Source organism: Pseudomonas pisciculturae (assembly GCF_015461805.1).
Lineage (GTDB): Bacteria > Pseudomonadota > Gammaproteobacteria > Pseudomonadales > Pseudomonadaceae > Aquipseudomonas > Aquipseudomonas pisciculturae.
On sequence record NZ_JACVZE010000010.1, the window covers coordinates 52804 to 78403 of the forward strand.

Below are 25600 nucleotides of genomic sequence, written 5' to 3' on the forward strand. Positions count from 1 at the left end.
CCAGGCAGTGGGCAGGCATGGCCCCACAGTGCGCTGATGAAAGGCGCCGCGCTTGATGTTTTTTAGGGGTATGGATGACGAAATCAGCACAGTTGCCTTCGCTCGACAGCGCACAGGGCATGGTGCAATCTGCTCCACATCGAAAGGGCAGCATGGGGCACCACAGTCATGATGCAGAACGCGTTTGCGAGCCTTTGCAGCGGGGAAGAGGCGAATCGCCCGCAGAATATCGAGCAGTTGTTGGCCAGCGTCGTGCAGGTATTGCCGATGCTGGATGTGATCCCCAATGCGGCGATTTTCCTCAAGGACACCCAAGCGCGTTACCTGCTTGCCAACCGCACCCTGGTGCAACGTTGCGGCCTTAAAGACTTGCGACCCTTGCTGGGCAAGACCAGCGCTGAAGTCTTCCCCGCACAACTGGGCCCCGGCTACACCGAGCAGGACCGCCGCGTGCTGGAAGACGGGTTTGTGCTAGAAGACCAACTCGAATTACACCTCTACGGCACCCGCGAACCCGGTTGGTGCCTGACCCACAAATGGCCGCTCCACGACTGCAACGGTGTGATTATCGGGCTAGCCGGCATCTCGGTAGACCTGCAAACAGCCAGCGAAACCCACCCGGCGTACCAACGTCTTGCAGCCGTGGATGCGCACATCCGCACCCACTTCAACCGCCGTGTGACCCTGAGTGAGTTGACGCGGATCGCCGGCATTTCCGTTGCGCAACTGGAGCGCTATTGCAAACGCGTGTTCCACCTGACGCCCCGGCAGATGATCCAAAAAGTGCGACTGGAGCACGCCCACCGCCTGTTGCATACCGACCTGCCGATTACCGCAGTAGCGTTGCAGTGTGGGTATACCGACCACAGTGCGTTTAGCCGGCAGTTCAAGGCCTCCACCGGGTTTACGCCGAGGCAATACCGCGAAACCTGAAGGCCTTGGAATACAGATCCTACGGACAAGGGGGCTCCAACTGTGGGAGCGGGCAAGCCAGCTCCCACAGTTGATCGCATTTCAACGGGGTGTACGCGGTGCAAATGTGGGAGCTGTCGAGCTTTAGCGAGGCTGCGAAGGCGGCGGTGCGGGCGATAGAGATGTTGGGCCTGAAGCACCGTTTTTGCAGGCAGGCCAGCTTCCACAATTCTGATCGCATTCAGTCTGGGAGGGCTGCATATACCGCCCGGTATATGGACCATTTTCAGTCCCCTCGTTAGCTTCCCTCCTCAGGATTTACCAAGGTAACCAACGAGGAGCGACCCATGGGGCGACTGAGCGGCAAAGTGGCATTAATCAGTGGCGGGGCGGGCGGTTGCGGCCTGGCAGTGTCGCAATTATTCGCGAGTGAAGGGGCCAAGGTTGCGATTCTCGACCTGCCCAGCAGCGACGGTGAAGCCGTCGCCGAGCGCATCAATGCCGAAGGCGGTAGCGCGTATTTCCTGCCCACCGACGTCTCGATAGCCGATCAGGTAAACCACTCGGTCAGGCTCGCCGAACAGCGCTTTGGCGCGATCACAGTCTTGATGAACCACGCTGGTACCATTGCCGCCGGGCCGTTCCTGGAAACCGCCGAGGCGGATTGGGAGCGCCTGATGAACATCAACGTCAAAAGCATGTTCCTGGTCACCAAGGCCGTGCTGCCAGGCATGATCGAGGCAGGGGGCGGCAGCATTATTTCGACGTCTTCCATCTCTGCCGTGGCTGGTACGCCGATGGAAGTGCTGTACTGCACCACCAAAGGCGCCTGCCACATGTTTGCACGGGCGATTTCGGTAGAATTCCGTGATCGCAATATCCGCAGCAACGCCATTTGCCCTGGCTTTATCGCCACCGCCCATGGCAAGCGCGAGTTGGATTTGCTGCGAGGCCTGGGTGTGGATGCCTCCGACGCGGCGATCAGCGCAATGCAAGGCCGGCTGTGTGAGCCGTCCGAGGTGGCCAAGGCCGCACTGTTCCTGGCCAGCGACGATGCCAGCTTCGTCAATGGCGCCCACCTGTTTGTCGACAATGGCTACACCGCACTCTGAGTCAGATAACTGACCGTCAATAAGAACACCTTCTGCAACACCCATCTGCCCAACAATAACTTTCTAAAAAGCAGAGGCTGCAATGGAACATATAGGCACGTATGTCATTTACGTCATCATGGTGTGCGCCGTCATTGGCGGGCTGGCATCGGTATTCAGTGCCGAGTCGGAGCTGGCCAAAGAGTTCAACGCCGGCATCCACAGCATTGGGCCGATTTTCTTGCCCGTCGCGGGCATCATGGCCGCCATTCCCTTCATCACCAGTTTCATCACCAAGCTGTTAGCGCCAATTTTTCTGGCGATGGGCTCGGATGCCGGCATTGCCGGGCCGATTTTCATTGCCGCCGACCTGGGTGGTTATCAACTGGCCCACGCGTTGTCGCAAAGCCCGGAAGGCTGGATTCTGGGGCTGATCACCGGGTTTCAGTCCGGCTCCACGGTGATTTTCGTGATCCCGGTGGGCCTGGCGATGCTGGCCAAGGCCGATCACAAATACATGGCGCTGGGCATCATGGCCGGGCTGCTGAGTATCCCCATCAGCATCATCATGATTGCCATGGGCATCGAGTTTCTGGGGCTGGGTGTGCGGCCGGACATCGCCACCTTTGGTGCGCCGACCCAAGCGCTGCATTTTGACCTGGGCATGCTGGTGCGTAACCTGATGCCGCTGATCCTGTTCTGCTTCGCCCTGGCTGCCGCGTTGCGCTTCTTGCCCAACCTGATGGTGCAGATTTTCCTGCGTCTGGGCCAAGTGGTGTACGGCGCGGTAACGCTGGTGCTGGTGGCGTCCATCGTCGAATATTTCACCGGGTTTTTCAGCACGGTGTTCGGCACCTGGGGCTTTGCGCCGATCATCGCCGACAAAGAAGACCAGTTCCGCGCCCTTGAGATCGCCGGCTACGTGGGCATCATGCTCTGCGGTGCGTTCCCGATGGTCTATCTGATCAAGCGCTTTCTGTCGCGCCCCATCGAAAAAGCCGCTGCGTTGCTCGGGCTGTCAGCGGTAGGCGCTGCGGGCCTGCTGGCTGCGTCGGCAAACATCCTGGCGATGTTCCGCCTGGTGCAGGACATGCCACCCAAAGACAAGGTGCTGGTGATCGCCTTTTCGGTGTGCGCCGCGTTCACGTTTGGCGATCACTTGGCCTATTCTGCCAACTTCCAGCCTTCGCTGATTGTGCCGTTGATTATCGGTAAACTCGGCGGCGGCCTGCTCGGCATGGCACTTGCTTACTGGTTGGCCGTGCCCAAGGCCCTCGAACTCGGGGAGCAGGACCGCAAGCAGCGGTTGCCTGTAGGCACGCCCGAACTGACCTGACAAGAAGTGTGGCAACCATGAGAGACGCAGACGCGAAGATGCTCTCGACCCTGATCGGAGCCGTTGGCACCGATCGCCTGGGGGCGTGCATCGATACAGCGCTGAGAAGCACCCTGGCGTTCGATATGAGTTGTGGCTACCTGTTCCGTTTCAACAGGTCACCCTTGTTGATCCACAACGGCTACAACCGCTCGGTACCGGAAAAAACCCTGGGTGCCTACCAGCGCGGCGGCTATCTGCTCGACCCATTCTACGTGGCCTGCATCAACGATCACCCGGCCGGCGTGTGGCGCATGAGCGACCTGGCACCCGACTGTTTCTTTTCTTCGGGGTTTGCCATTTCCCCGGATCTGCACCCCTGTGTGTCATCCGAACACGGCACGCAGATTGAAGAAATCGGCTTTATCGTGCCGGTGCAGCCCGGCGTCGCAGTGGTGTACTCGCTGATGCGCAACCTGAAAAATGGCGCGTTTCTATCCTCTGAGATCAAGGCACTGGAAACCCTGGCACCGGTGATCAGCGCCTTGCTGGAGCTGCATTGCCGGCTCAAACACAGCGATTTTTACGCCAGTGTGCAACACGGCGATGCACGCTCAGAAGACGCATTTGTGCACATCCTCCAGGGGCAACTGACAGAAACTCAACGCTACATCGCCAAGCTGATCCTGCAAGGCCATAGCAGTCACTCGATTGCGGCGGTGCTCAATATCAGTGAAGGCACCGTGAAGGTGCATAAACACAACATCTACCAACGGCTCGACATCTGCACCAATGCCGAGTTGTTCCGCTTGTTTATCGGCTACCTCACCGGGCCGGCCAGCGCCATGTTGGTTGACTGAGGTGCTCGGCGAAAAAATCCGAGAGCGCCTTGATCTTCATCGGCCGGCTACGGGCCGAGGGGGTGACGAAATACAAACCGCCCGTGGCCATTTTCCACTGCGGTAGAAGCACTTCCAGGCGCCCATCCGCCAGGTATTCACTGGCGATGAATTCCGGCAGTTCGGCAATCGCCAGACCGTCGAGCAGCACCGGTAGCAGTGCTTCGGAGTTGGTCACTCGCAGCGGGCCATTGGGCGTCACATCTTCGGCGCTGCCGTCGTCGTGGGTAAATCGCCAGACCTGGCTGCGTGCACGGTAGGCGTAACTCATGCACGCGCGCGCGCTCAGTTCCCGTGGGTGAGCGGGGCGCCCGTTAGCGTCGAGATAGGCGGGCGCAGCGACCAGGTATTGGGTGACGGCACATAAGTGTCGCGCTACCAGGGAAGAGTCGGGCAGGGTGGCGATGCGCAACGCCGCATCGAAGCCGTCGGCGATCAAGTCGACCGAGGCGTCCGAGAGGTGCAAGTCCACCGTCAACTCCGGGTACAGCGCCATCAACTTAGGCAGCAACGGCGCCACCCAGCGCACACCAAACGCCATCGGCACCGCCAGCCGCACATGCCCGCGTGGTTGCACCGACAGTTCGCGGGCGTCGCTTTCCACCTGCTCGGCCTGTCGATACACCTCACCGGCCCTGGCCGCCATGCTGATGCCGAACTCGGTCAACGCCAGTTGCCGCGACGTGCGGTTGAACAAGCGCCCGCCCAGGCGCTCTTCCAAACGCGCCACCGCCCGCGACACGGTGGGCACGGACACGCCCATCAGCCGCGCCGCCGCTGCGAATGAACCTTCCTCTGCCACTTTGGCAAACATGGCCAAGCCTTCGAAATCCGGGAGTTTGCTCATTTCAAATCTGCAACGATGAGTTTCAGATGATTCTATTTTGAAAGTAGTGGGCCGTCGATATGCTTCTCCCACACCGCAACAACTTACCTACCGAAAAGAGGAAAACATCATGGCTCGCAAACTCGAAGGCAAAATCGCACTGGTTACCGGCGGCACCACTGGCATCGGCCTGGCCACCGCCCACCGCTTCGCCGCTGAAGGCGCCCACGTCTACATCACTGGCCGCCGTCGCGCCGAACTGGATGCCGCTGTCGCCCTGGTGGGCAACGCCACTGGCGTGCAGGTGGATTCGACCCAGTTGGATCAACTGGACGCACTGTACGAACAGATCCAAGGTAGCCACGGCCACCTCGACGTTCTGTTCGCCAACGCTGGCGGAGGTTCCATGTTGCCCCTGGGTGAGATCACCGAAGACCACTTCGACGCCACCTTCGACCGCAATGTAAAAAGCGTACTGTTTACCGTACAAAAAGCCTTGCCCCTGCTGGCCAAGAACGCCTCGGTGATCCTTACCGGCTCCACTGCCGCCAGTGCTGGCACTCCGGCCTTCAGTGTGTACGCCGCGTCCAAGGCCGCCGTGCGCTCCTTTGCCCGTAACTGGATCCTCGACCTCAAAGACCGCCACGTACGCATCAACACCATCAGCCCCGGCGCCACCCGCACCCCGGGCCTGGTCGACCTGGCCGGCCCCGACGCCGCACAGCAACAAGGCTTGCTCGACTACCTGGCCTCGCAGATCCCAATGGGCCGCGTGGGCGAACCCGAAGAAATCGCCGCTGCTGCGCTGTTCCTGGCGTCGGACGATGCGAGTTTCGTCAACGGGATCGAGTTGTTCGTCGACGGTGGCCAGCAGCAAGTCTGAGCCGGGTCACGTGTGACGAGGGAGCTTGCTCCCGTTGGATTGCGCAGCAATCCCAGTCTAAAAACTGGGGCCGCTTCGCAGCCCAGCGCGAGCAAGCTCCCTCGCCACAGTTACATTGCAATGCAACGAATGGCCCGCCACACCCCTCATATGTCTACTAGCGACTTTTCAAGACCACGGGGACAGGGCTTATGACAGCGGCTGAAAACAACCATGTGAACTGGCTGGTAGAACAGTCGATGCTCTACGCAGCACGCCAGCGCGCCAAGCTCTATTCGGGCCAGGGTCGGTTGTGGCAACAGCCTTATGCGCATACCCGCCCACGGGACGCCACGGCGTTATCGTCGGTGTGGTTCACCGCCTACCCCGCGTCGATCGTGACCCGCGAAGGCGGTACGGTGCTGGAGGCCCTGGGCGACGAAACCCTGTGGCATGCGCTGTCGAAGATCGGTATTCAGGGCATCCATAACGGCCCTCTGAAGAAATCCGGTGGCCTCAGTGGCACGCGGCATACGCCGACTATCGACGGCAATTTCGACCGCATCAGCTTTGAAATTGATCCCGAGCTGGGCACCGAAGCCCAATTGCAGGCGATGACGCGCATGGCAGCGGCCCACAATGCGGTGATCATTGACGACGTGATCCCGTCCCACACCGGCAAGGGCGCTGACTTTCGCCTGGCCGAGATGGCGTACGAGGACTATCCCGGCCTGTACCACATGGTAGAGATCCGCGAAGAAGACTGGCCTTTGCTGCCAGATGTCGCCGAAGGCCGTGACGCGCAGAACCTCAGCCCGTTGCAGGTGGATGCATTGCGCGACAAGCATTACATCGTCGGCCAACTGCAACGGGTGATCTTTTTCGAACCCGGCGTGAAGGAAACCGACTGGAGCACCACGCCGGTTGTGGTTGGCGTGGATGGCAAGCCGCGTCGCTGGGTATACCTGCATTACTTCAAGGAAGGCCAGCCGTCACTGAACTGGCTGGACCCCACCTTCGCCGCGCAACAGATGATCATCGGTGACGCCCTGCATGCCATCGACGTGATGGGCGCCAAGATCCTGCGCCTGGATGCCAATGGCTTTCTGGGTGTGGAGCGCAAGCTCGACGGCACAGCGTGGTCCGAAAGCCACCCGCTGTCGATCACCGGCAACCAGCTGATTGGCGGGGCGATTCGCAAGGCCGGTGGTTTCAGCTTCCAGGAATTGAACCTCACGGTGGACGACATTGCCGCGATGTCCCACGGCGGTGCTGACCTGTCCTATGACTTCATCACCCGGCCGGCTTACCAGCATGCGCTGTTGATGGGCGACACCGAGTTCTTGCGCCTGATGCTTCGCCAGATGCACAGCCTGGGCATCGACCCAGGCTCGTTGATCCACGCGTTGCAGAATCACGATGAGCTCACGTTGGAACTGGTGCACTTCTGGACGCTGCATGCCCACGACACCTTCCTGTACCAGGGTCAGACTTTCCCCGGCAATATCTTGCGCGAGCACATCCGCGAGCAGATGTACGAACGCCTGGCGGGCGAGCATGCTCCGTACAACCTCAAGTTCGTGACCAATGGAGTGTCGTGCACCACCGCCAGCATTATTACGGCGGCGTTGGGTATTCGAGACCTGGAGGCGATCACCCAGGCCGATATTCAACAGATTCGGCAGATTCACCTGCTGCTGGTGATGTACAACGCGATGCAGCCTGGGGTGTTTGCCTTGTCCGGCTGGGATTTAGTCGGTGCGCTGCCGTTGGCGGCCGATGAGGTCGGGCATTTGATGCAGGACGGTGATACCCGCTGGGTGCATCGCGGGGCTTACGACTTGGTGGACTTGAACCCGGAGGCTGAACTGTCCGCCGGGCACATGCCACGCGCCAGAACCTTATATGGCAGCCTGAACAGCCAACTTCAGGACCCGGATTCCTTTGCCTCGCAACTGCAAAAAATCCTCGCGGTGCGCCGCGCTTACGACATCGCCGCCAGCCGCCAGATTCTGGTGCCGGACGTGCAGCACCCAGGGCTGTTAGTGATGGTTCACGAATTGCCTGCGGGCAAAGGTACGCAAATCACGGCGTTGAATTTCGGCGCTGCGCCGATCACTGAAACCCTGCACCTGCCGGACATTGCCGCCGGGTTGGTGGTGGACATCATCAATGAGCGGGTTGAGGGGGATTTGACGGCAGAAGGGGAGTTCACCATTACGCTGGATGCGTACGAAGGACTGGCGCTACGGGTTATCAGCAGCGCTCCAATGGTGTGACCGAACGCGGTCAAAAATGTGGGAGCTGGCTTGCCTGCGATAGCGGTGTGTCAGCCACCACCGCTATCGCAGGCAAGCCAGCTCCCACAGGGTTCAGCGCAAACCTTTAGAGGCCCGCAGCGTTGATCAGCGGGTTACCGCTCTGCCCAGGCGTACCACCGGATTTGTAGGCGTTGACCACCACGCCTCGCTTGTCGAATTCCACCACGGTGTTCTCAAACTTGTTCGGCTGGAACGGCAGGGCCGGGATCAGCGTGTAAGTGTAGGTCCACACTTCCTTGCCCATGATCTCGGCTTTCTGCGGCGGGTTGCCGATGGCGGCGATGACATCGGCCTGGCGGGTCTTGCCTTTCTGGAACGCGTCGACTTGCTGCTGGCTCACGTAGGTGCCGGTGCTGTAGTCGAGTTTGGAGGTGACTTTCTTGGCGGCGGCGCAACCACTGAGCAGCGCCACGCTGAGGGCGGCGGCGGCGAAAATGCTGACTTTGTTCAAACGATTAATTCCCTTTGACGTGCGGGTGTGCATGATAGCGAAGTGATGCTATTGGCCGCGAATCCTAAAGGCTTTTATCCATAAAGTCATCTGTAATGCTTGTGCTAGAGCGGTTGTAGCTGAAACCGGTAACCCACCCCGTACAACGACTCAATCGGCGTTTCCCCAGGGCAGGCCTGTTCCAGCTTGCGTCGCAGGTTGCGGATATGGCTGTCCACCGTGCGGTCAGTGACCACGCGGTGGTCGGAGTAGATTTGGTCCAGCAATTGGTCGCGGGAAAATACCCGGCTGGGGCTGCGGGCGAAGGTGTTGAGCAGGCGCAGTTCAAGGGGCGTGAGGTCCAGGGCGATACCGTCGAGGGTGGCCAGGTATTGCGCCTCGTCGAGCACCAGGCGCGGCGCCGCACTGTTCAGCAGTTGTGGGCCACGGCGCAGAATGGCCTTGACCCTGGCCACCACTTCACGCGGGCTGAAGGGTTTGCAGATGTAGTCGTCGGCGCCCAGTTCAAGGCCCAGCAGGCGGTCCACTTCTTCGACGCGGGCGGTGATCATGATGATTGGCACCGCGCTGAAGCCGCGCAGGTCCTGGCACAGTTGCATGCCATCGCGGCCTGGCAGCATCAGGTCCAGCAGGATCAGCTTGGGGTCGTGGGCGCGCACAGCGGGCACCACTTGCAGGCCGTTGTCCAGGCACAGGGTCTGGTAGCCGGCGGAGATCAGGTAGTCCTGCATCAGCGCGGCGAGCTTGGGTTCGTCTTCGACAATCAGGATCGGGCGTTCATCGTGCATGGCTTACAGGCTCCGGGGCAGGCGCAGGGTCAGCCACAGGCCGCCGAGCGGCGAATGATCGGCTTGCAGGCTGCCATCGTGGGCCAAGGCGATGCTGCGACAGATCGCCAGGCCCAGGCCCGCGCCGCCACTCTCGCGGTTGCGGGAGGATTCGCCCCGGTAGAAGCGCTCGAATAGCTTCGGCAATTGGCTCGCCGACACGCCGGGGCCGGAGTCGAGAAAGTCGACCCGTACGGCGTCGCGCTCAACGCCGACACTGATGCGCAATGTGCCGTTTGCATCGGTGTAGCGCACAGCGTTTTCCAGCAGATTGGAGAATAACTGTTGCAAGCGATTGGCATCCGCCAGCACTTCCAAAGGAGTGTGCGGCAGCGCCAACTCGATCTGCAACGGTCGCGCAGCGAAGCGCTCCTGGTACATCGCGACGCTGTGTTCGAGCAAATCGTTAAGCACGCACGGGGCCTTGCGATAGGTCAGGGCGCCGATATCTGCCAGCGACAGCTCGTATAGATCATCCACCAACTTGCTGAGCATGCTGACCTCGCCTTGCAGCGACTTCATGGAGTGAGTGTCGAGGGTGCGCACGCCGTCTTCAATGGCCTCTAACTCGCCGCGCAGCACCGAAAGCGGCGTACGCAGTTCATGAGACACATCGGCCATGAATTCGCGGCGCATCTGTTCGTTGCGCTCCAGGGTGTAGGCGAGCTGGTTGAAGTCCCGGGCCAATTGTCCCACTTCATCATTGGACGCCACTGCGACCCGGCTGCTGTAGTCGCCACTGGCCAAACGGTGAGTGGCTGCGGCAACGCGCTTGACCGGCTCAAGCAAGGTGCGGGCGATCCACCAGGCGATCAGCATCGCCAAAAGCAATGAAAACAGGCCCATGACCAGGCTGGTACGAAACTGGTACTGCTGAAAACGTTCGCCCCCGGCTTCGGTCACGCTCTGAAATGGCGTCACGGCCAGCCAGCCAACGGTTTTACCGGCCACGACAATGGGCAGCGCCAGGGCGTCATCACCAATGGCGGGGTAACCGGTGACACGTTTTTTGTCTTTATCGAGCAGGGCGATGCGAAACAGCGCACCTGTCAGGTCCGAAATCTGCGGGGTTCTTAAGTCGCGCACGGCCTGTTGCTCACCGGGCTCAGGGCGCATCACCTCAAACCAGCGATCGGGTTGGTTGCGAAAGAACTCCCAACTGCCCTCGCGCTCATACGCGGCGGCCAGGCGCGGCAGCACTGGCGCCATGCGCTCAAGCGCCTGTTCATTGATATAGCCGAGAAAGCCACGGCCAAAACTCCAACTGGTGGCCACCCCCATGCTGAGGATGACCAGCAACACGCCGGCCAGTACCGCGACAAACAACTTGGTGGAAATACTCAGCTTCATGAACAGGGCCGTAGAAAAGGGACGCGACCATTTAGGCCCCCGCGCGCAAAAGATTCAACCCAGCCGGGCAATCTTCAATTTTCCTGCACATTTGGCTCGCAGCATAAGGGTAAGGCTAGCGCCATCCCGTTTTGCAGAGGCAGATATGTCGACCAAATTCTTCGCCAAATACTTGGTTACCGCCGCGGTTGTCCTTTCATTGATCATTCTCGCTGTGCTCGGTGGTTGCTCGGCTGGCGACCGGGCGCCGCAGGCCGTTACGCCGACGGTGACAGTACTGACGGTGCAACCCAAAACCCAGGTGCTGACCACCGAATTGGCCGGGCGCACCCAGGCCTTTATGGTCGCCGAGATCCGCCCGCAGGTCGGCGGCATTGTGCAGCAGCGCCTGTTTGTCGAAGGCGCCGAGGTCAAGGTCGGCCAGGCCCTTTACCAACTCGACGCTGCGCCCTACAAAGCCGCACTGGCCCAGGCCGAAGCGACCTTGAGTAAAGCCCGCGCCACCTTGAAGTCGGCGAAAACCACTGCCACCCGTAACGCGCAACTGGTAAAGATCGACGCCATCAGCCAGCAAACCAACGAAGACGCGCAAGCCGCGCTGCTGACGGCTGCCGCCGATGTGCAGGTAGCCCAGGCCGACGTCGACACCGCCCGCATCAACCTGGCCTACACCCGCATCAGCTCGCCGGTGGCCGGGCGCATTGAAACCTCCACCGTCACCCCCGGGGCGCTGGTGGTGGCCAACCAGGACACGGCGCTGACCACCGTGCAGCAACTCGACCCGATTTACGTCGACGTCACCCAATCCACCAGCGAGCTACTCGGCCTCAAGCGTGACCTGGCCAGCGGGCTGTTGCAGGCCAACAGCGACGGCGAAGCGCGCATCCGTCTAAAACTCGATGACGGCAGCACTTACAATCACGAGGGCCGCCTCAAGTTCAGCGGCGTCAGCGTCAACCAAAGCACCGGCACCGTGACCTTGCGGGCGGTGTTCGCCAACCCCGATCACCTGTTGCTACCGGGCATGTACGTGCGCGGCGAGCTGGAACAGGCCCGCGATGACCAGGCGATCCTGGTGCCACAAAAGGCCGTGACCCGCAGCGCCAGCGGCGTGACCTCGGTGCTGGTGGTAGTGGACGGTAAGGTTGAGCAACGCGTTATGACCGTCAACCGCGCCGTGGGCAACCAATGGTGGGTCACTGCCGGTTTACAGGCCGGTGACCAGGTGATCGTCGAAGGCGGGCAGAAGGTGCGGGTTGGCGCCGTGGTGCAAACCCAGGCCGTGGACGCCGGCGCACTGGCGAAGGAGGGTTGAACATGGCGCGTTTCTTTATTGATCGACCGATTTTTGCCTGGGTCATCGCCATCGTGATCATGCTCGGCGGCGCGCTGTCCATCAGCCAATTGCCGCTTGAGCAGTACCCGGACATCGCACCGCCCACGGTGCGTATCTCCGCCACTTACACCGGCGCATCGGCCAAGACCGTTGAAGACTCGGTCACCCAGGTGATTGAACAGGCCCTCACCGGCCTGGACAACCTCACCTACATGTCGTCCTCCAGCAGTTCGGCGGGCAGCGCCAGCATCAACCTGACCTTCGGCGCCGGCACCGACCCGGATGTTGCGCAAATGCAGGTGCAAAACAAGCTGCAACAAGCCGAATCGCGCTTGCCCCAGTCGGTGCAGAGCGAAGGCCTGACGGTGACCAAGGGCGGCTCGGACTTCCTGATGATTGCCGCGCTCGCCTCGGACAACCCCACGGTGACCGGCACCCAGATCGGCGATTACATCTCCAGCACCTTGCTCGACTCCATCAGTCGCATCGATGGCGTGGGCGAGGTCAAAACCCTGGGTTCGGGCTACGCCATGCGCATCTGGCTCGACCCGGCCCTGCTGGAAAAGTACGCGCTGATGCCCTCAGACGTCAGCGCTGCCCTTGAAGCGCAAAATACTGAAGTGTCCGCCGGCCAACTCGGTGCATTGCCCGCCGCCAAGGGCCAGCAACTCAACGCCACCATCACCGCCCGCAGCAAACTGCAAACCGCCGAGGAGTTTCGCGATGTAGTCGTCAAGTCCACCAGCGACGGCGCGGTCGTGCTGCTGGGCGATGTAGCGACGGTGGAACTGGGCAGCGAGAGCTACGACGTCAACTCGGCCCTCAACGGCAAGCCGGCCGCGGCCATGGGCGTGCAACTGGCGGCGGGCGCCAATGCGCTGGACGTGGGCGAGGCGGTCAAGGCCAAACTCAAGGAAATGGAACCGTACTACCCGACCGAAATGCAGCTCAAAAACGTGATCGCCTACGACACCACGCCGTTCGTGAGCCTGTCCATCGAGGAAGTGGTCAAGTCCTTGGGCGAGGCCATTGTGCTGGTGGTGCTGATCATGTTCCTGTTCCTGCAAAACCTGCGGGCCACGTTGATTCCGGCGATCACCGTGCCGGTGGTGTTGCTCGGCACCTTTGGGGTGTTGGCGCTGTTTGGGTATTCGATCAATACCCTGACCATGTTCGCCATGGTACTCGCCATCGGCTTGCTGGTGGATGATGCGATTGTGGTGGTGGAAAACGTCGAGCGGGTGATGAGCGAAGAGGGGCTACCGGCCCTTGAGGCCACGCGTAAATCCATGGCGGAAATCACCAGCGCATTGATCGGCATCGCGCTGGTGCTGAGCGCGGTGTTTATCCCGATGGCGTTTTTTGGCGGTTCCACCGGGATTATCTACCGGCAGTTCTCCGTGACCATCGTCTCGGCCATGGTGCTCTCGGTGCTGGTGGCGATGACGTTGACACCGGCGCTGTGCGCCACGCTGCTTAAACCCGCCGACGCCCATGGCACGCAGCGGGGCTTCTTCGGTTGGTTCAACCGCAGTTTCGAACGATGCTCGGCGCGTTATGAAGGTTTGGTCGGCGCGGTATTGCAACGCGGGCGCCGCAGCCTGTTGGTGTACGCGCTGGTGGCCCTGGCCATGGCGGCCGGTTACGCCAGCCTGCCCACCTCGTTTTTGCCGGATGAAGACCAGGGCATTCTAATGGCCCAGATCCAGTTGCCGGTGGGTGCCACCGACAGCCGCACCCAGGCGGTCATGACCCAGTTTGAGGCTTACATGCTCAAGCAGCCTGAAGTCGAGGCGATGATCAGCATCACCGGCCTGGGCATGGGCGGTAACAGCCAGAACACCGCACGCGCCTTTATCCGCCTCAAGGACTGGAGCGAGCGCTCTGCCAGTGGCCAGGATGCGGCGTCGATTGCCCAGCGTGCCACCCTGGCACTGAAAAGCGTTGGCGATGCCGATGTGTTCGTCATGCAGCCACCGGCCGTGCGTGGCCTGGGGCAAAGCTCGGGGTTTGACTTGCAGCTCAAGGACCTTGGCGGCCTGGGCCACGACGCATTGGTGGCGGCCCGTGAGCAATTTATCGAACTGGCAAAACAAGACCCGCGCCTGCTAGGTGTACGCAGCAACGGCCTGGACGATACGCCGCAGCTCAAGGTCACCATCGACGACCGCAAGGCCGGTGCCTTGAGCCTCACCACCAGCGACATCAACACCACCTTGTCCACTGCTTTGGGTGGCAGCTATGTGAATGACTTCCTCAACCAAGGCCGCGTGAAGAAAGTCTACGTGCAAGGAGCCGCGGATTCGCGCATGCAGGCAGCGGACCTGGATCACTGGTTTGTGCGCAACAGCAATGACGAGATGGTGCCGTTTTCGTCCTTCGCCAGCAGTTCGTGGAGCTACGGCTCGCCGTTGCTGGAACGCTACAACGGCAGCGCATCCCTGGAAGTGGTCGGCGACCCGGCCCCCGGCGTGAGTTCTGGCGATGCCATGGACGCAGTGGAAGCCATCGCCAAGCAACTGCCCCAGGGCATCGGTTATGAGTGGACCGGGCAGTCTTACCAATTGCGTTTGTCGGGCTCACAGGCGCCGTTGCTGTACGGGGTATCGGTGCTGTTTGTGTTTTTGTGCCTGGCGGCGTTATACGAGAGCTGGTCGGTGCCGTTTTCGGTGATTCTGGTGGTGCCGTTGGGTGTGGTCGGTGCGGTACTCGCAACGCGGTTTACCGGCTTGAGCAATGACGTGTACTTCCAGGTGGGGCTGTTGACCACCGTGGGGCTGGCGGCGAAGAACGCGATCCTGATCGTCGAGTTCGCCAAGCACCTGCAAGAGCAGGGCGCAAGCTTGCGCGATGCGACACTCACCGCCGTGCGCCAGCGCCTGCGGCCGATCCTCATGACCTCATTGGCCTTCATGTTTGGCGTACTGCCCCTGGCCATCAGCAGCGGCGCAGGTTCCGCTGGCCGCCGTGCCATCGGTACTGGCGTGCTGGGCGGCATGTTCAGCGCGACGGTGCTGGGGATCTTCTTTGTTCCGCTGTTCTTTGTGCTGATCCGCCGCCGCTTTGGCCGCGTGAGCACCGCAACCCAAACCGTCCAGAAAGGTGACGCATGATGAGGTTCCCTTGGCCGATCCTGGCCGCACTGGCCCTGAGTGGCTGCATCAACCTGGCGCCGGATTACCAGCAGCCCGAGGCCCCGGTGCCGACTGAGTGGCAAGCCACCGCCAACGGCGAAGTGGCGGCGGATATCCAGTGGCAGCAGTTCTTCACCGACAGCCGTTTGGCCCAACTGCAAACCCTGGCCCTGGCCAACAACCGCGATCTGCGCCTGGCCAGCCTTAACATCGAGAAGGCCCAGGCCCAGTACCGCATCCAGCGGGCGGCGGCGTTTCCAACGATTGATGCAGGTGTCAGCGGCACCCACACACGCACCGCCAGCACCGGCACCACGCACGACTACAGCGCACAGTTGGGGCTGAGCAGCTACGAAGTGGACGTGTTCGGCCGCGTGCAAAACCTGCAAGACGAAGCGCTGGAAGCCTACCTGGCCCTTACTGAAACCAAGCGCAGCACTCAGATCAGCCTGGTGGCCGAAGTGGGCACCGCCTGGCTGACCCTGGCCGCTGACAACGAACGCCTGCAATTGGCCGAAGACACCTTGGCCAGTCAGCAAGCCACCTATGAACTCACCCAGCGCAGCCACGCACTGGGCGGCTCGGCAGCACTCGCCGTAGCCCAGGCGCAAACCACCGTCGAGTCGGCACGGGTCGATGTGGCGCAGTACCAGAGCCAGATTCTCCAGGACCGCAACGCCTTGCGCCTGCTGGTAGGCAGCGACATCCCCGACGCCTTGTTACCGGGCACTCGCCTGCAATCGGCGGCCGCGTTGGTGCAGGTGCCGGCCGAGTTACCGTCGAGCCTGTTGCAGCGCCGCCCTGATGTGTTAGCGGCAGAGCACAGCCTCAAGTCGGCCAATATCGATATCGGCGCGGGCCGTGCGGCGTTCTTTCCCAGCATCAGCCTGACGGCGAATGCCGGCTCGGCGAGCTCGGCGTTATCCGGTCTGTTCAAGGCCGGCAGCGGTGCCTGGACCTTTGCGCCGAGCATCAGCCTGCCGATCTTCGACGCCGGCAGTAACCGCGCCACGCTGGATGGGGCGAAGGTCGAGAAGGAGATTCAGGTGCAGACCTATCAACAAACCCTGCAAACCGCGTTCAAGGAAGTGGCGGACGCGTTGGCAGTGCGTAGCACGTTGGACCAGCGATTGGCGGCGCAGCAGGCGTTGACCGATGCCAGCCAGAAGAGCTTCGAGCTGTCGGATGCGCTGTATCGTGGGGGCTACCAAAGCTATCTCGAAGCGCTCGATTCCCAACGCTCGCTGTACAGCGCCCAGCAGGACTTGATCACCTTGCGCCTGGCCGAGCAAAGCAACCGCGTGACCTTATATAAAGTCATGGGCGGTGGCTGGCAATAACTGACACACACCAATCCAACTGTGGAAGGAGGCCAATGTGGGAGGGGGCTTGCCCCCGATGGCGGTGGGTCAGTCACTATAGCGTGCACTGGCCCACTGCCCCTGGGTTGTCAGCGTCTGCCAGAGGGCAGGTCACAGTAACAAGGCGCTGCGGGGAGATCAAAAAAGACCTCGGGCGCCCGGCGTTTGGACCGAGCCATGAACCATTCCAACATCAGGTATTCGGGCAAACCATAACGCCAGTATTGCTCGCCGTGGCGCACGAAATGCACGTCCTGGCTATCGGCAGGGCGGCTGTAGATAAACGCGTTTTCGATGCCATAGACCTCAAACGAAGAGCCGCCCGTTTCCGGCCGTCGCACCAAGTGATCAGCCGCCAGCAACACATCGAACGGAGCCAACCCGGCACGGCTCAATTTCGCCGCTTCAGTGGCACTGCAAGCGGTAGCAATCGCGTAGTAACCCAAACGGTTGAGCATCTTCTCAATCAGCAGGACATGGGCGTGCAAGGCGTCCACGATAAGAATGCGCAGCTGTTTATCGATCATGGGCACTACCTGTCAGCGTACGGTTTGGAGGGGCCTAGCGTAGCGATGACAGGTCAGGATTGGATTAAGACAGTTCTTAAAATGCTCACTGGGATGTGTGCCAGGCTTGAACACTGAGTACACCGCCGATCCCCTGTGGGAGCTGGCTTGCCTGCGATGGCGATGCATCAGCCACAGAAAGTATTGCTGATGTACCTGGACCCAAATGTGGGAGCGGGCTGTGGTGAGCGGGCTTGTCCCGCGCTGGGCTGCGAAGCAACCCTATTGGATCTCCAGTGAACCCATCGGGGGGCAACCCCCCTCACCACAGCAAGCCCGCTCTCACATGTTTACGCTTCGCTCACAAGGCAGCTGACTGCGCCGCCTGTAGCACCCTCAGCAAATTCCCGCTCCAGATATTCCCCACCTGCTGCTCGGTATACCCGGCATCCAACAACCGCTGGGTAATCACCGGCAGTTGGCTCACATCTTCAAGGTCGGTAAGCCCGCCACCACCATCCCAGTCCGCACCAATCCCCACATGCTCCGGCCCGGCCACTTCCAGCAGATGCAGCAGGTGCTTCATAAACACATCAAGGTCTGCCTTGGGCTGGGCGAAGCGTTCATTGATCGTGTCGCGCTCCTGATACAGGTCCTTGACCTGCTGCGGGCTCAGGGCCGCGAGGTTGTGAAAGCGCGCCCCCAATGCGGCCATGGCTTTGTTGCGTTCCGGGTTTTGCTTGAGCGGGATCAGATAGTCGCTATAGGCGTTGACCTGAATTACCCCACCCTTGGCCGCCAGTTGGCGCACCCGGTTGTCGTCCAGATTGCGTGGGTGCGGGTTGACCGCGCGGCTGCTGGAGTGGGAGGCGATGATCGGTGCCGTGGACAACGCCAACATCTGGTCGAACACCGCATCGCTGGCGTGGGACACGTCCAGCAAAATGCCGAGGCGGTTGGCCCGTTGCACCAGGTCGCGGCCCTTTGGGCTCAGGCCTTTCCATTCCGGCAGGGCGGTGGCCGAGTCCGCCAGGTCGTTGTTCATAAAGTGCACCAGTCCGAGCATGCGCAACCCTTGGCGGTAGTAGGTGTTCAGCAGTTCGGGGTCGGAACTGAGTGGGTCGGCGTTCTCCATGCTGATAAACACCACGCGCTTGCCTTGGGCAGCGATGCGCCGGGCATCGTCGGCGGTAAGGGCCAGGGCGAAGCTGTCGGGGTTGCGGTCGATCACATCGCGAATACGGGTGAGGGTGGCCAAGCCATAGGCGCTGGCATAAGCGCGGCCTTCCTCGGTGCGTGGGCCTTGTGGCGTGTACACCGCAAAGAAGCCGCCGTCCAACCCGCCTTCGCGCATGCGCGGCAGGTCGACTTGGCTGCCGTCCTGACGGTACTCATGGCGTTCGATAATGTTCCAACCGGGGCGGGTCAGGGTCAGCGGTGTGTCGAGGTGGCTGTCCAGCACCAGCAAGCGTTGATGCAGGGCGAGGGTGCTGGGGCTGACGTTGGTCTGGGCGTTGGCCAATAGCGGCAACAGGGCAAGTAACAGCAGGCGCTTGGTCATGTTCAGAACTCCATGCTCAAGGTACTTTGGAAGGTGCGCGGTGAGCCTGGCCGGAACACGGCGGGGCCGCTGGTGCTGGTGAGGATGTAGCCCAGGTAGTCCTTGTCGAAGAGGTTGTCGATGTTGAAACGCAGCTTCACGTTTTTCAGCGGGCCGTAATGCAGCTGCTCGCCACCCAGGTCCAGGTAGGCGTTGTACAGGGTGTAGCCGGGCACCGATTCGCTGTTGGTGAAGTTGCTGTAGCGCTCGCCGATATAACGCGCCGAGAAGTTCAGCAATGCCCACGGCGCCAGCTCGTAGGTAACCCCGGCCTGGGCCAGCCAGCGCGGGCTGTCGGGTACATCGTTGTCGCGGATCGACAGGCCGGCGGCGTCGTTCTGGAACGTGGACTTGTTGTAGGTCAGGTTGCCATTGAGCACAATCTTGTCCGACAGCACGGGCGGCTTCCATTGCCCGCTCAATTCAGTGCCATAAGCCTGCACCTTGCCGACGTTCTGGTAGTAGGTTTCTACCTGGCTGCTGCCGGGCACCGGTGAGGCGAAGGCTTGCAAGCGGTTGTCGAAGTCGGTGCGATACAGCGCCCACGAAGCGTTGAACGTTGGGCGGTTGATGCGGTAACCCACCTCGTAGTTCTTCGCCCGCTCGGCATCCGGTGGCGGTGCGCTGGGGCTGGCGGCGCGGAAGATATCGTCGGCGCCACGGGGCAGGGCCATGTTTTCGGAGTAGGAGGCAAACACCTGGGTGTCGTCGGTGAGGTTGTAGACCAACCCGGCCTGGGGCAGGAAGGCGTCGTTCCACTGGGTGCTGATACGCGGCTGGCGATTGTTGATGTAGTCGCCGGCATTGCGGTAGCCCTCGATGCGGTACTTGAGGTTCAGGCTCTTGAAACCCAATTGCAGGCGCAGGCGGTCATCGAGCAGGGTCCAGGTGTCTTTGAGGTGGTATTGCAGCGAGTTGCGCGTGGAGCTGAAATCCCCTTGCCGGTGTACGGGCTCATTGAACAACGGCGTGCCATCCGGGCTGCCATCGGTGAGGTTGTAGCGCGCCTGCTGGCGGTTGAACACATCGGTTTCGGCCCACAGGCCGGTATCGATCTGGTGCTGGCCGACTTCCCATTGCAAGCCGGTACGCCCGCCAAAACGGTGACCGCTGAGGGACGACAATCCGTATTGCACGCCCCTGGGTGCGAACAGGCCGTCCACATTGCTTTCGGCATTGTGCAGGGCCAGCGAGGTGGCGTAGGCCTCGGGGGATACGCCAAAGCCTTTCTTGGCCTCGTAGTACAGCGTGGTGTAGTTGAGTAAATCCGGGCGGATCTCGAACTGGCCGCCCAGGCTGTACAACGTATCACGCCGCTGGTTGACCGCCTGTTTGTAGTACTGGTTGTAATTGGTGTTGCTGTAGCGCACCCCCGGTACGGTTTCGGGCAGGTTCGGCAGGCTGCCCAGGTAGGCGAAATCTCGGCCGGAGCGCCCGAATGGATCGTTGGCGGTGCCTTCGTACTGGGCGATGCTGACGTAGGGCGAGTCATAGTCATAGAACGAGTTGTGCACGGCGCGCAGCCACACTTCGTCACGATCACCGAAGCGGTAGCGCACCTTGGCTTCCAAGTGTTCACGGTCGATGGTGCCGGGGCCGCGCCATAGGTCGCCGTCGATTTTCGAACGGCTGAAATAGGCCGACAGGCCCTGGTGCTCGCCGGTCTGCAACCTGACAAAACTGCGCCGCAGGCTGTCGCTACCCAGTGTGTAAGACAAACTCACGCCGGGCTCAGGCGCCGGGTTGCTGGTTTGGTAATCCACATAGGGCCCAAGCGATGCATAACCCGATTGCGACACATCGCCAGCGCCAGTCGAGGCCGTTACCCGTTCGGTGTTTTCGTTGTCGACGTAACGATAGATCGGGCTGCCGCCAAACTGGTCGGTACGACCCAACGGCACGCCGTCGATAGAGAAGCCGATCTGTTGCAGGTTGAACGCCCGCACAAACACCGAGTTGCCGAACTCGTACAAGCCCAGCGCATCGTTGACCTGCACGTTGAAGCCCGGCAGGGCTTCGAGCATTTTCAGCCCCGACGTACCGGCCGGCGCCGATTGCAGCGCCTGGTGTGAGATGGCCAGGGTATTGCTGATCTTGTCTTCGCCGATGGCGGCGCTGGCTTCGGTTACCCGTGCGCCCACCACCTCGACTTTGCTCAGTTGCGGTTCGGTGTCGCTGGCGGCCTGTGCCGCCCACGTTGTATCGGCCAGCAACAAGCTGACGAGCAGGGTCTTGCGGTACTGAGCAATCATTGTCGGTCCTTGGCAAAAGTGTGGCGTCAGAGCCCGGCGTAGGCCTGGGCGAGAAACTCGGGCTGGGCCCATTCGTGCACGCTGAAGTCGTTCTGCAAGAAGCCGCGCTGCACCAGGAAGTCCTTTTTCAGCTCTAGGGCGGCGAGGTTCTGGGGGCCTAGTTGCGGTACGAAATCCAGTTCGGCGATGGCACTGCGGATAAAGGCCGCATCCGGCAGGAAGGTGACCCGGGTGAACAGTTCTGCGGCGGCATCGCGGTGCTGGTTGATCCAGCGCCCGGCACGGATCGCAGCACGCAGGAACGCCACCACCACCTGCGGGTGTTCCTCGGCAAAGGCGCGGTTGACGGTGGTGGCGTAGGGGCCGTTATGGTTCTTGAGGGTCCAGTCCGGGTAGCGTTCCAGGTCTTCGATCACGGTGAATTCGCCGCTGGCCAGCAATGCCGGTACATGCCCGGCAGCAATGTGCACTGCGTCCACGCGGCCTTCGGCCAAGGCGCGCACCTCGTGCCCGGGCTTGCCGTGCAGGCCATGCAGTTGCGACCAGAATGCCGAAGGCTTTATGGCGGGTTGCAAGGTGTGGGGGTCGCCTTCGTCTTCCAGTTCGATCAGGCGTACTTGCGACGGCTCCAGCCCCGCCAGTTGCAGGGCGTTGAACAGGCCGTGCTCGGCCAACGCCTTGAGCACATCCACCCGCGCCTTGTTGCGGCTGACCGGTACACCGATGCGCTTGCCGAACAGGTCGGCCACCTGGCGGATGCGCCCGTCGGCACGCACCAGCACCTGGCCGGCGCGTTGGGTGGCGGTGGTGGCCACCAGCAGCGTGTCGGCCTGGTCGGCACGTGCCCACAGCGCCGGTACTGCGCCGCCGTCGCGGATCAGGCGTGCTTCACCGTGAGTGAAGTGGGGCAGCCAGCCCTGGTTGTCGGGCAGCGAGCGCAGATAGATCGCCTCGGCGCCGACACGCTGGTATTCCTCATCCAGCCAGCCGAGTTCCACGGCGATGTTGGACGCGACCAACAGCGGGCAAATGCTGTAGTGGGTAGGCAATGGTTGGCTCATGGCAGACTCCTTGATGATGGTGGGTGACTCAGGTGTTCGAAGCCTTGTTGCAGGTCGGCGATCAGGTCCTCGACCGCTTCAAGGCCCACATGCAAGCGCAGCAATACGCCGGGGGCGATCTGTGCGGTGGGGTGGGGCTTTTGGGTGCGGATCAGGCTTTCGAAACCGCCCCAACTGGCGCCCATGGAAAACAACTGGAGGCTTTCAAGAAAGGTCTTTGTCGCGGCTTCGCAGATGGGTTTGAGCACCACGCCAAACAGGCCCGTCGAGCCGAGAAAGTCGCGATTGAACACCTCATGCCCCGTGGAATCCGGCAATGCAGGGTGCAGCACCTGGGCAACTTCCTGGCGTTGTTGCAGCCAACGCGCAACGGCCAGGGCATTGCTTTCGTGCTGACGCAAGCGCACGCCGAGGGTGCGCAGGCCCCGCAGGCCGAGGTAGGCGTCGTCGGCACTGGCGATGTAGCCCAATTGCCGCACGGTTTCGCGCACGCCGGCGTACAAGGCCTCAGTGGTCACGATCACGCCGAGCATGGCGTCGCTGTGACCCACCAAGTACTTGGTGGCGGCATGGATCGAGATGTCCACGCCGTGTTCGAACGCCTTGAAGAACAGCGGCGTGGCCCAGGTGTTATCCAGCATCAATAGCGCGCCATGGGCATGGGCAACACGGGCGAGGGCGGGGATGTCTTGTACTTCAAAGGTGCTGGAGCCGGGGGCTTCGGCGTACACCAGGCGGGTGTTCGGTTGGATCAAGGCAGCGATGTCTGCGCCAAGCATCGGCGCGAAATAGCTGGCCTGGATGCCGTAGCGCGGCAGAATCTGGTCAAACACCTGGCGCGCATGCCAATAGCAGTTGTCGGTCACCAGGATATGGTCGCCGGCCCGTGCTACCGCCAGCACCGCGCCGACAATCGCCGCCAACCCACTGGGCATGATCAACCCGCGAAAACCGCCTTCCAACTGGGCCACGGCATCTTCGAACGCCGCGGTGGTGGGGTTGCCGTTGCGGCCGTAGATATGGCCGCGATAGTGCGGGTCGTCCGCATTGGCCAGATGATCGGCGAGGGTACTGGTGTCGGGCCAGATAAACGTGGAACTGCGATACACCGGCGTATTGACAGTGCCTGCGTGGTGGGCAGGGTCGCGGCCCAGATGGGTCAGTAAGGTATCGTCGCGCATGCTCATTGCCGCTCCAGCCGTTTGGCCCAACGTGAAAGGGGGTAGATGTAGAGAAAGAACGCGACAAAGACCAAGCCGTAGGCCGGTAGCAGCAGGTCACTGCGCAATTGGGTCGAGAGATGGGTTTGTACGGTGGTCATCAATTCTTCCACCCCGAGCAAGTTGGCCAGGGAGGTAGACATGGTCACCGCGCAATACAGGTTCACCCACGGCGCAACCAGGCTCGGCAGGGTCTGCGGGATGATCACGTAGCGCAGTGCCTGGCCGTGGCGTAACCCCAAGGCCTGGGCCGCTTCCCATTGGCCGATCGGCACCGCTCGCACCGCGCCGCGCACGATCTCCGAGACGTAGCCGATGGCCGGCAACGCCAGGCCCAGTGCCACCTTGAGCCAGTCCGGCAACTGCCACCAACGCCCGGCCCAGTGCACTTCATAGGGCAACAGGTAGGCGACGTAGAACATCACCACCAGCCATGGCAGGTTGCGTAGCAAACGGCTTAAGTGCCCGGCGGCCCGGCGCAAATTGGCGTGGGCGCTGACCTGCACGCTGCCGAGCAATACACCGGCGACGGTCGCCACCAGCATCGCCGTGACGCCCATCAGAATGTTCAGGCCAAAGCCTTGTAGCAGCGCCGGCGCCCACTGCCACAGCAACACAAACGGCTCAGGCGGCATTGGGCAACTCCTGGCCAGGCAGACGCAGGCGTGCTTCGAGGCGGCGCAGCAACCAACTGCTGGCGCCAATCAGCAGCAGCCACACCAGCAACAGCACCTGCATCATCTCGGCGACATTGAAGTTGTCAGACCAGATCCGGTTGCTCGCATAGAGCAATTCCGGCACGGCAATCGCGTAGGCAATCGAGGTGGACTTGATCGTCTGCACCACCGTATTGCCCATCGCTGGCAGGCTGTTGCGCAGGGCCAGTGGCAGCACGATATGCAGCAACACTGTGCGCCCGTGCATCCCCAGGGCGGCCGCCGCGTTGAGCGTCGAGCGTGGTACGGCGTCGATCCCGGCGCGCAGGTTCTGTGCCTGGAACGCGCCGTTGTGCAGGCCGATCACGATGATCGCCCACTGCGTGCCGTTGAGCAGGCGCACGCCGTCCACCATCGGCAGCAGCGCACCTACGCCGAAATAGAAGAAAAACAATTGCACCAGCAGGGGGGTGTTGCGAAACAACGCGACGTAAGCGCCGCTGATAGCGCGCCACACCGGATGGCGTGAACCCAGGCCTGCTGCACCGAAAACTGCGAGCAACAGCGACAGCCCGATACTCGCCACCGACAAGCCCAAGGTCAGGCCCAGGCCCAGCAAGAAGCGCTCACGGTCCATTGGGTCCCACAGGATGCTCAACAGCACGCCATGCTGTTCCAGCCACAGACGCAGGCTGACTTCACTCATGCCGTGCCTGCACATGCTGCTGCGCCACCCAGGCATTGGGTGCCAGGCCGTAGCGCTGCTCCAGTTGGATGATCAACCCATTGGCATGCCAACCTTCGACAATGCCCGACACCGCCGCCAGCAGCTCCGGTTGGCCCTTGCGCAGTGCAATGCCCCACGGCGCCGGGTCTTGGCCCGGCAGCTTCACCTCGTAATCGGCCCACTCCGGCTGGCGGGCGAGGGCGCTGTACAAGGCGTCGTCGCCCATTGCGCCCAGGCAACGGCTGTCTGCCACGGCTTTGCGCACTTCGGCGGTGCCATTGAACGAAGCGAATTGCACGCCGTAGCGGCTTTCGAATGGGCGTACCCACACACTGGTGGCGGGTGCGCACAGGGTCTTGCCGCGCAGGCTTTCCCAATCGGAAACGGCTGTGGATTTGGGCGCGAAGACCGTGGCGGCGGAGCTATAGAAACCGGGGCTGGCGAAATCGACTTCGAGGCGGCGGGCGGGGGTGTCGAGTAACGACGTGACCAGTACTTCACAGCGGCCTTGATCGAGGAACAGCAAGCGGTTCAGCGGGTTGACCTGCACCAGTGAAAGCTTCAAGGGCTGGCCGACGCGGGTGGAGAGTTGGTGTTGCAGGTCGACGATCAAATCCATGATCAGACCGGAGGGTTTGCCGTCTGCATCGAGGGTTTTGAAGGGGGGGAATTCGTCGCTGGTGCAGACGTTCAAGGTGCCACGCGATTGTGCGCGTTCCAGGAGGGGTTCGGCGAAAGCGGGAAGCGAGCCCACCGCTAATAACGCCGCCAAGGCCAAGGAGGAGTAGAGATGCACTCGGGCTAATCCGAGAGGCTCGGCGGCTTGAAGGGCGCCTTCGCGAGCAAGTCGAATCGTCGCACCGCCGCTCCCACATTTAGACCGTGTTGCGCTT

The 25600-nt window shown here is 61.7% G+C and carries 21 protein-coding genes; 9 read left to right on the top strand and 12 right to left on the bottom strand.

Annotation, left to right across the window (positions count from 1 at the left end; all coding sequences use genetic code 11):
* Positions 1–168: 168 nt before the first annotated feature.
* From ICY20_RS24205 to ICY20_RS24220, 4 genes are all read left to right on the top strand, one after another.
* Positions 169–933, top strand: a complete 765-nt coding sequence (locus tag ICY20_RS24205; RefSeq protein WP_194938790.1) for an AraC family transcriptional regulator — start codon at positions 169–171, stop codon at positions 931–933.
* A 326-nt stretch (positions 934–1259) separates the two neighbouring features.
* Positions 1260–2024, top strand: a complete 765-nt coding sequence (locus tag ICY20_RS24210) for an SDR family NAD(P)-dependent oxidoreductase (protein ID WP_159962850.1) — start codon at positions 1260–1262, stop codon at positions 2022–2024.
* Between the two features lie 82 nt (positions 2025–2106).
* On the top strand, positions 2107–3339 hold the full coding sequence (eutH, locus tag ICY20_RS24215; protein ID WP_159962851.1) for an ethanolamine utilization protein EutH: 1233 nt from the start codon (positions 2107–2109) through the stop codon (positions 3337–3339).
* A 17-nt stretch (positions 3340–3356) separates the two neighbouring features.
* Complete coding sequence (locus ICY20_RS24220; RefSeq protein WP_194938791.1) at positions 3357–4178, top strand: helix-turn-helix domain-containing protein; 822 nt, start codon at positions 3357–3359, stop codon at positions 4176–4178.
* Here the strand turns inward: ICY20_RS24220 and ICY20_RS24225 are convergent.
* Complete coding sequence (locus tag ICY20_RS24225) at positions 4144–5064, bottom strand: LysR family transcriptional regulator (protein ID WP_194938792.1); 921 nt, start codon at positions 5062–5064, stop codon at positions 4144–4146. The genes ICY20_RS24220 and ICY20_RS24225 overlap by 35 nt on opposite strands.
* A 109-nt stretch (positions 5065–5173) precedes the next feature.
* Between ICY20_RS24225 and ICY20_RS24230 the strand changes: the two genes are divergently transcribed.
* Entirely contained in the window at positions 5174–5926 is a 753-nt protein-coding gene (locus tag ICY20_RS24230) for an SDR family NAD(P)-dependent oxidoreductase (RefSeq protein ID WP_194938793.1), read from the top strand.
* Positions 5927–6117: 191 nt separating this feature from the next.
* Entirely contained in the window at positions 6118–8184 is a 2067-nt protein-coding gene (gene treS / locus ICY20_RS24235; protein WP_194938794.1) for a maltose alpha-D-glucosyltransferase, read from the top strand.
* 106 nt (positions 8185–8290) lie between these two features.
* On the opposite strand, the gene bamE is transcribed toward treS, so the two are convergent.
* The 3 genes from bamE to baeS all read right to left on the bottom strand — a co-directional run bounded on the left by bamE (position 8291) and on the right by baeS (position 10854).
* On the bottom strand, positions 8291–8677 hold the full coding sequence (bamE, locus tag ICY20_RS24240; protein WP_159962856.1) for an outer membrane protein assembly factor BamE domain-containing protein: 387 nt from the start codon (positions 8675–8677) through the stop codon (positions 8291–8293).
* Between the two features lie 104 nt (positions 8678–8781).
* Positions 8782–9465, bottom strand: a complete 684-nt coding sequence (locus tag ICY20_RS24245) for a response regulator (protein ID WP_194938795.1) — start codon at positions 9463–9465, stop codon at positions 8782–8784.
* A 3-nt stretch (positions 9466–9468) separates the two neighbouring features.
* On the bottom strand, positions 9469–10854 hold the full coding sequence (baeS, locus tag ICY20_RS24250; protein ID WP_194938796.1) for a sensor histidine kinase efflux regulator BaeS: 1386 nt from the start codon (positions 10852–10854) through the stop codon (positions 9469–9471).
* 145 nt (positions 10855–10999) lie between these two features.
* Here baeS and ICY20_RS24255 point away from each other — a divergent pair, with 145 nt between their 5' ends.
* Genes ICY20_RS24255 through ICY20_RS24265 form a run of 3 tightly spaced genes read left to right on the top strand, consistent with a single transcriptional unit; the run spans position 11000 to position 16664 of the window.
* Positions 11000–12169 (top strand): efflux RND transporter periplasmic adaptor subunit, encoded by a 1170-nt coding sequence (locus tag ICY20_RS24255; protein WP_194938797.1) that lies wholly within the window; start codon positions 11000–11002, stop codon positions 12167–12169.
* A 2-nt stretch (positions 12170–12171) separates the two neighbouring features.
* Positions 12172–15303 (top strand): efflux RND transporter permease subunit, encoded by a 3132-nt coding sequence (locus ICY20_RS24260; protein ID WP_194938798.1) that lies wholly within the window; start codon positions 12172–12174, stop codon positions 15301–15303.
* Positions 15300–16664, top strand: a complete 1365-nt coding sequence (locus ICY20_RS24265; protein ID WP_194938799.1) for an efflux transporter outer membrane subunit — start codon at positions 15300–15302, stop codon at positions 16662–16664. The genes ICY20_RS24260 and ICY20_RS24265 overlap by 4 nt, the downstream gene beginning before the upstream one ends.
* Before the next feature lie 110 nt (positions 16665–16774).
* Here ICY20_RS24265 and ICY20_RS24270 read toward each other — a convergent pair whose 3' ends face one another.
* The 8 genes from ICY20_RS24270 to ICY20_RS24305 form a co-directional block, all read right to left on the bottom strand.
* Positions 16775–17212 (bottom strand): response regulator, encoded by a 438-nt coding sequence (locus tag ICY20_RS24270; RefSeq protein ID WP_159962862.1) that lies wholly within the window; start codon positions 17210–17212, stop codon positions 16775–16777.
* Positions 17213–17552: 340 nt separating this feature from the next.
* Complete coding sequence (locus ICY20_RS24275) at positions 17553–18752, bottom strand: dipeptidase (protein ID WP_194938800.1); 1200 nt, start codon at positions 18750–18752, stop codon at positions 17553–17555.
* 2 nt (positions 18753–18754) lie between these two features.
* A complete protein-coding gene (locus ICY20_RS24280; protein ID WP_194938801.1) occupies positions 18755–21043 on the bottom strand; it encodes a TonB-dependent receptor in 2289 nt (762 codons plus the stop codon).
* A gap of 26 nt (positions 21044–21069) precedes the next feature.
* Positions 21070–22104, bottom strand: coding sequence for an ABC transporter substrate-binding protein (locus ICY20_RS24285; RefSeq protein ID WP_159962865.1), 1035 nt, complete (start codon positions 22102–22104; stop codon positions 21070–21072).
* Positions 22101–23291, bottom strand: a complete 1191-nt coding sequence (metC, locus tag ICY20_RS24290) for a cystathionine beta-lyase (protein ID WP_228758560.1) — start codon at positions 23289–23291, stop codon at positions 22101–22103. Before metC ends, ICY20_RS24285 begins: the two co-directional genes overlap by 4 nt.
* Complete coding sequence (locus ICY20_RS24295; RefSeq protein WP_194938802.1) at positions 23288–23959, bottom strand: amino acid ABC transporter permease; 672 nt, start codon at positions 23957–23959, stop codon at positions 23288–23290. Before ICY20_RS24295 ends, metC begins: the two co-directional genes overlap by 4 nt.
* The gene (locus ICY20_RS24300; protein WP_159962868.1) at positions 23949–24686 is read right to left on the bottom strand and encodes an amino acid ABC transporter permease; all 738 of its coding nucleotides are present in this window, start codon (positions 24684–24686) and stop codon (positions 23949–23951) included. Before ICY20_RS24300 ends, ICY20_RS24295 begins: the two co-directional genes overlap by 11 nt.
* Positions 24679–25503: a transporter substrate-binding domain-containing protein gene (locus tag ICY20_RS24305; RefSeq protein WP_194938803.1), complete on the bottom strand. Its 825-nt coding sequence runs from the start codon at positions 25501–25503 to the stop codon at positions 24679–24681. Before ICY20_RS24305 ends, ICY20_RS24300 begins: the two co-directional genes overlap by 8 nt.
* Positions 25504–25600 lie beyond the last annotated feature (97 nt).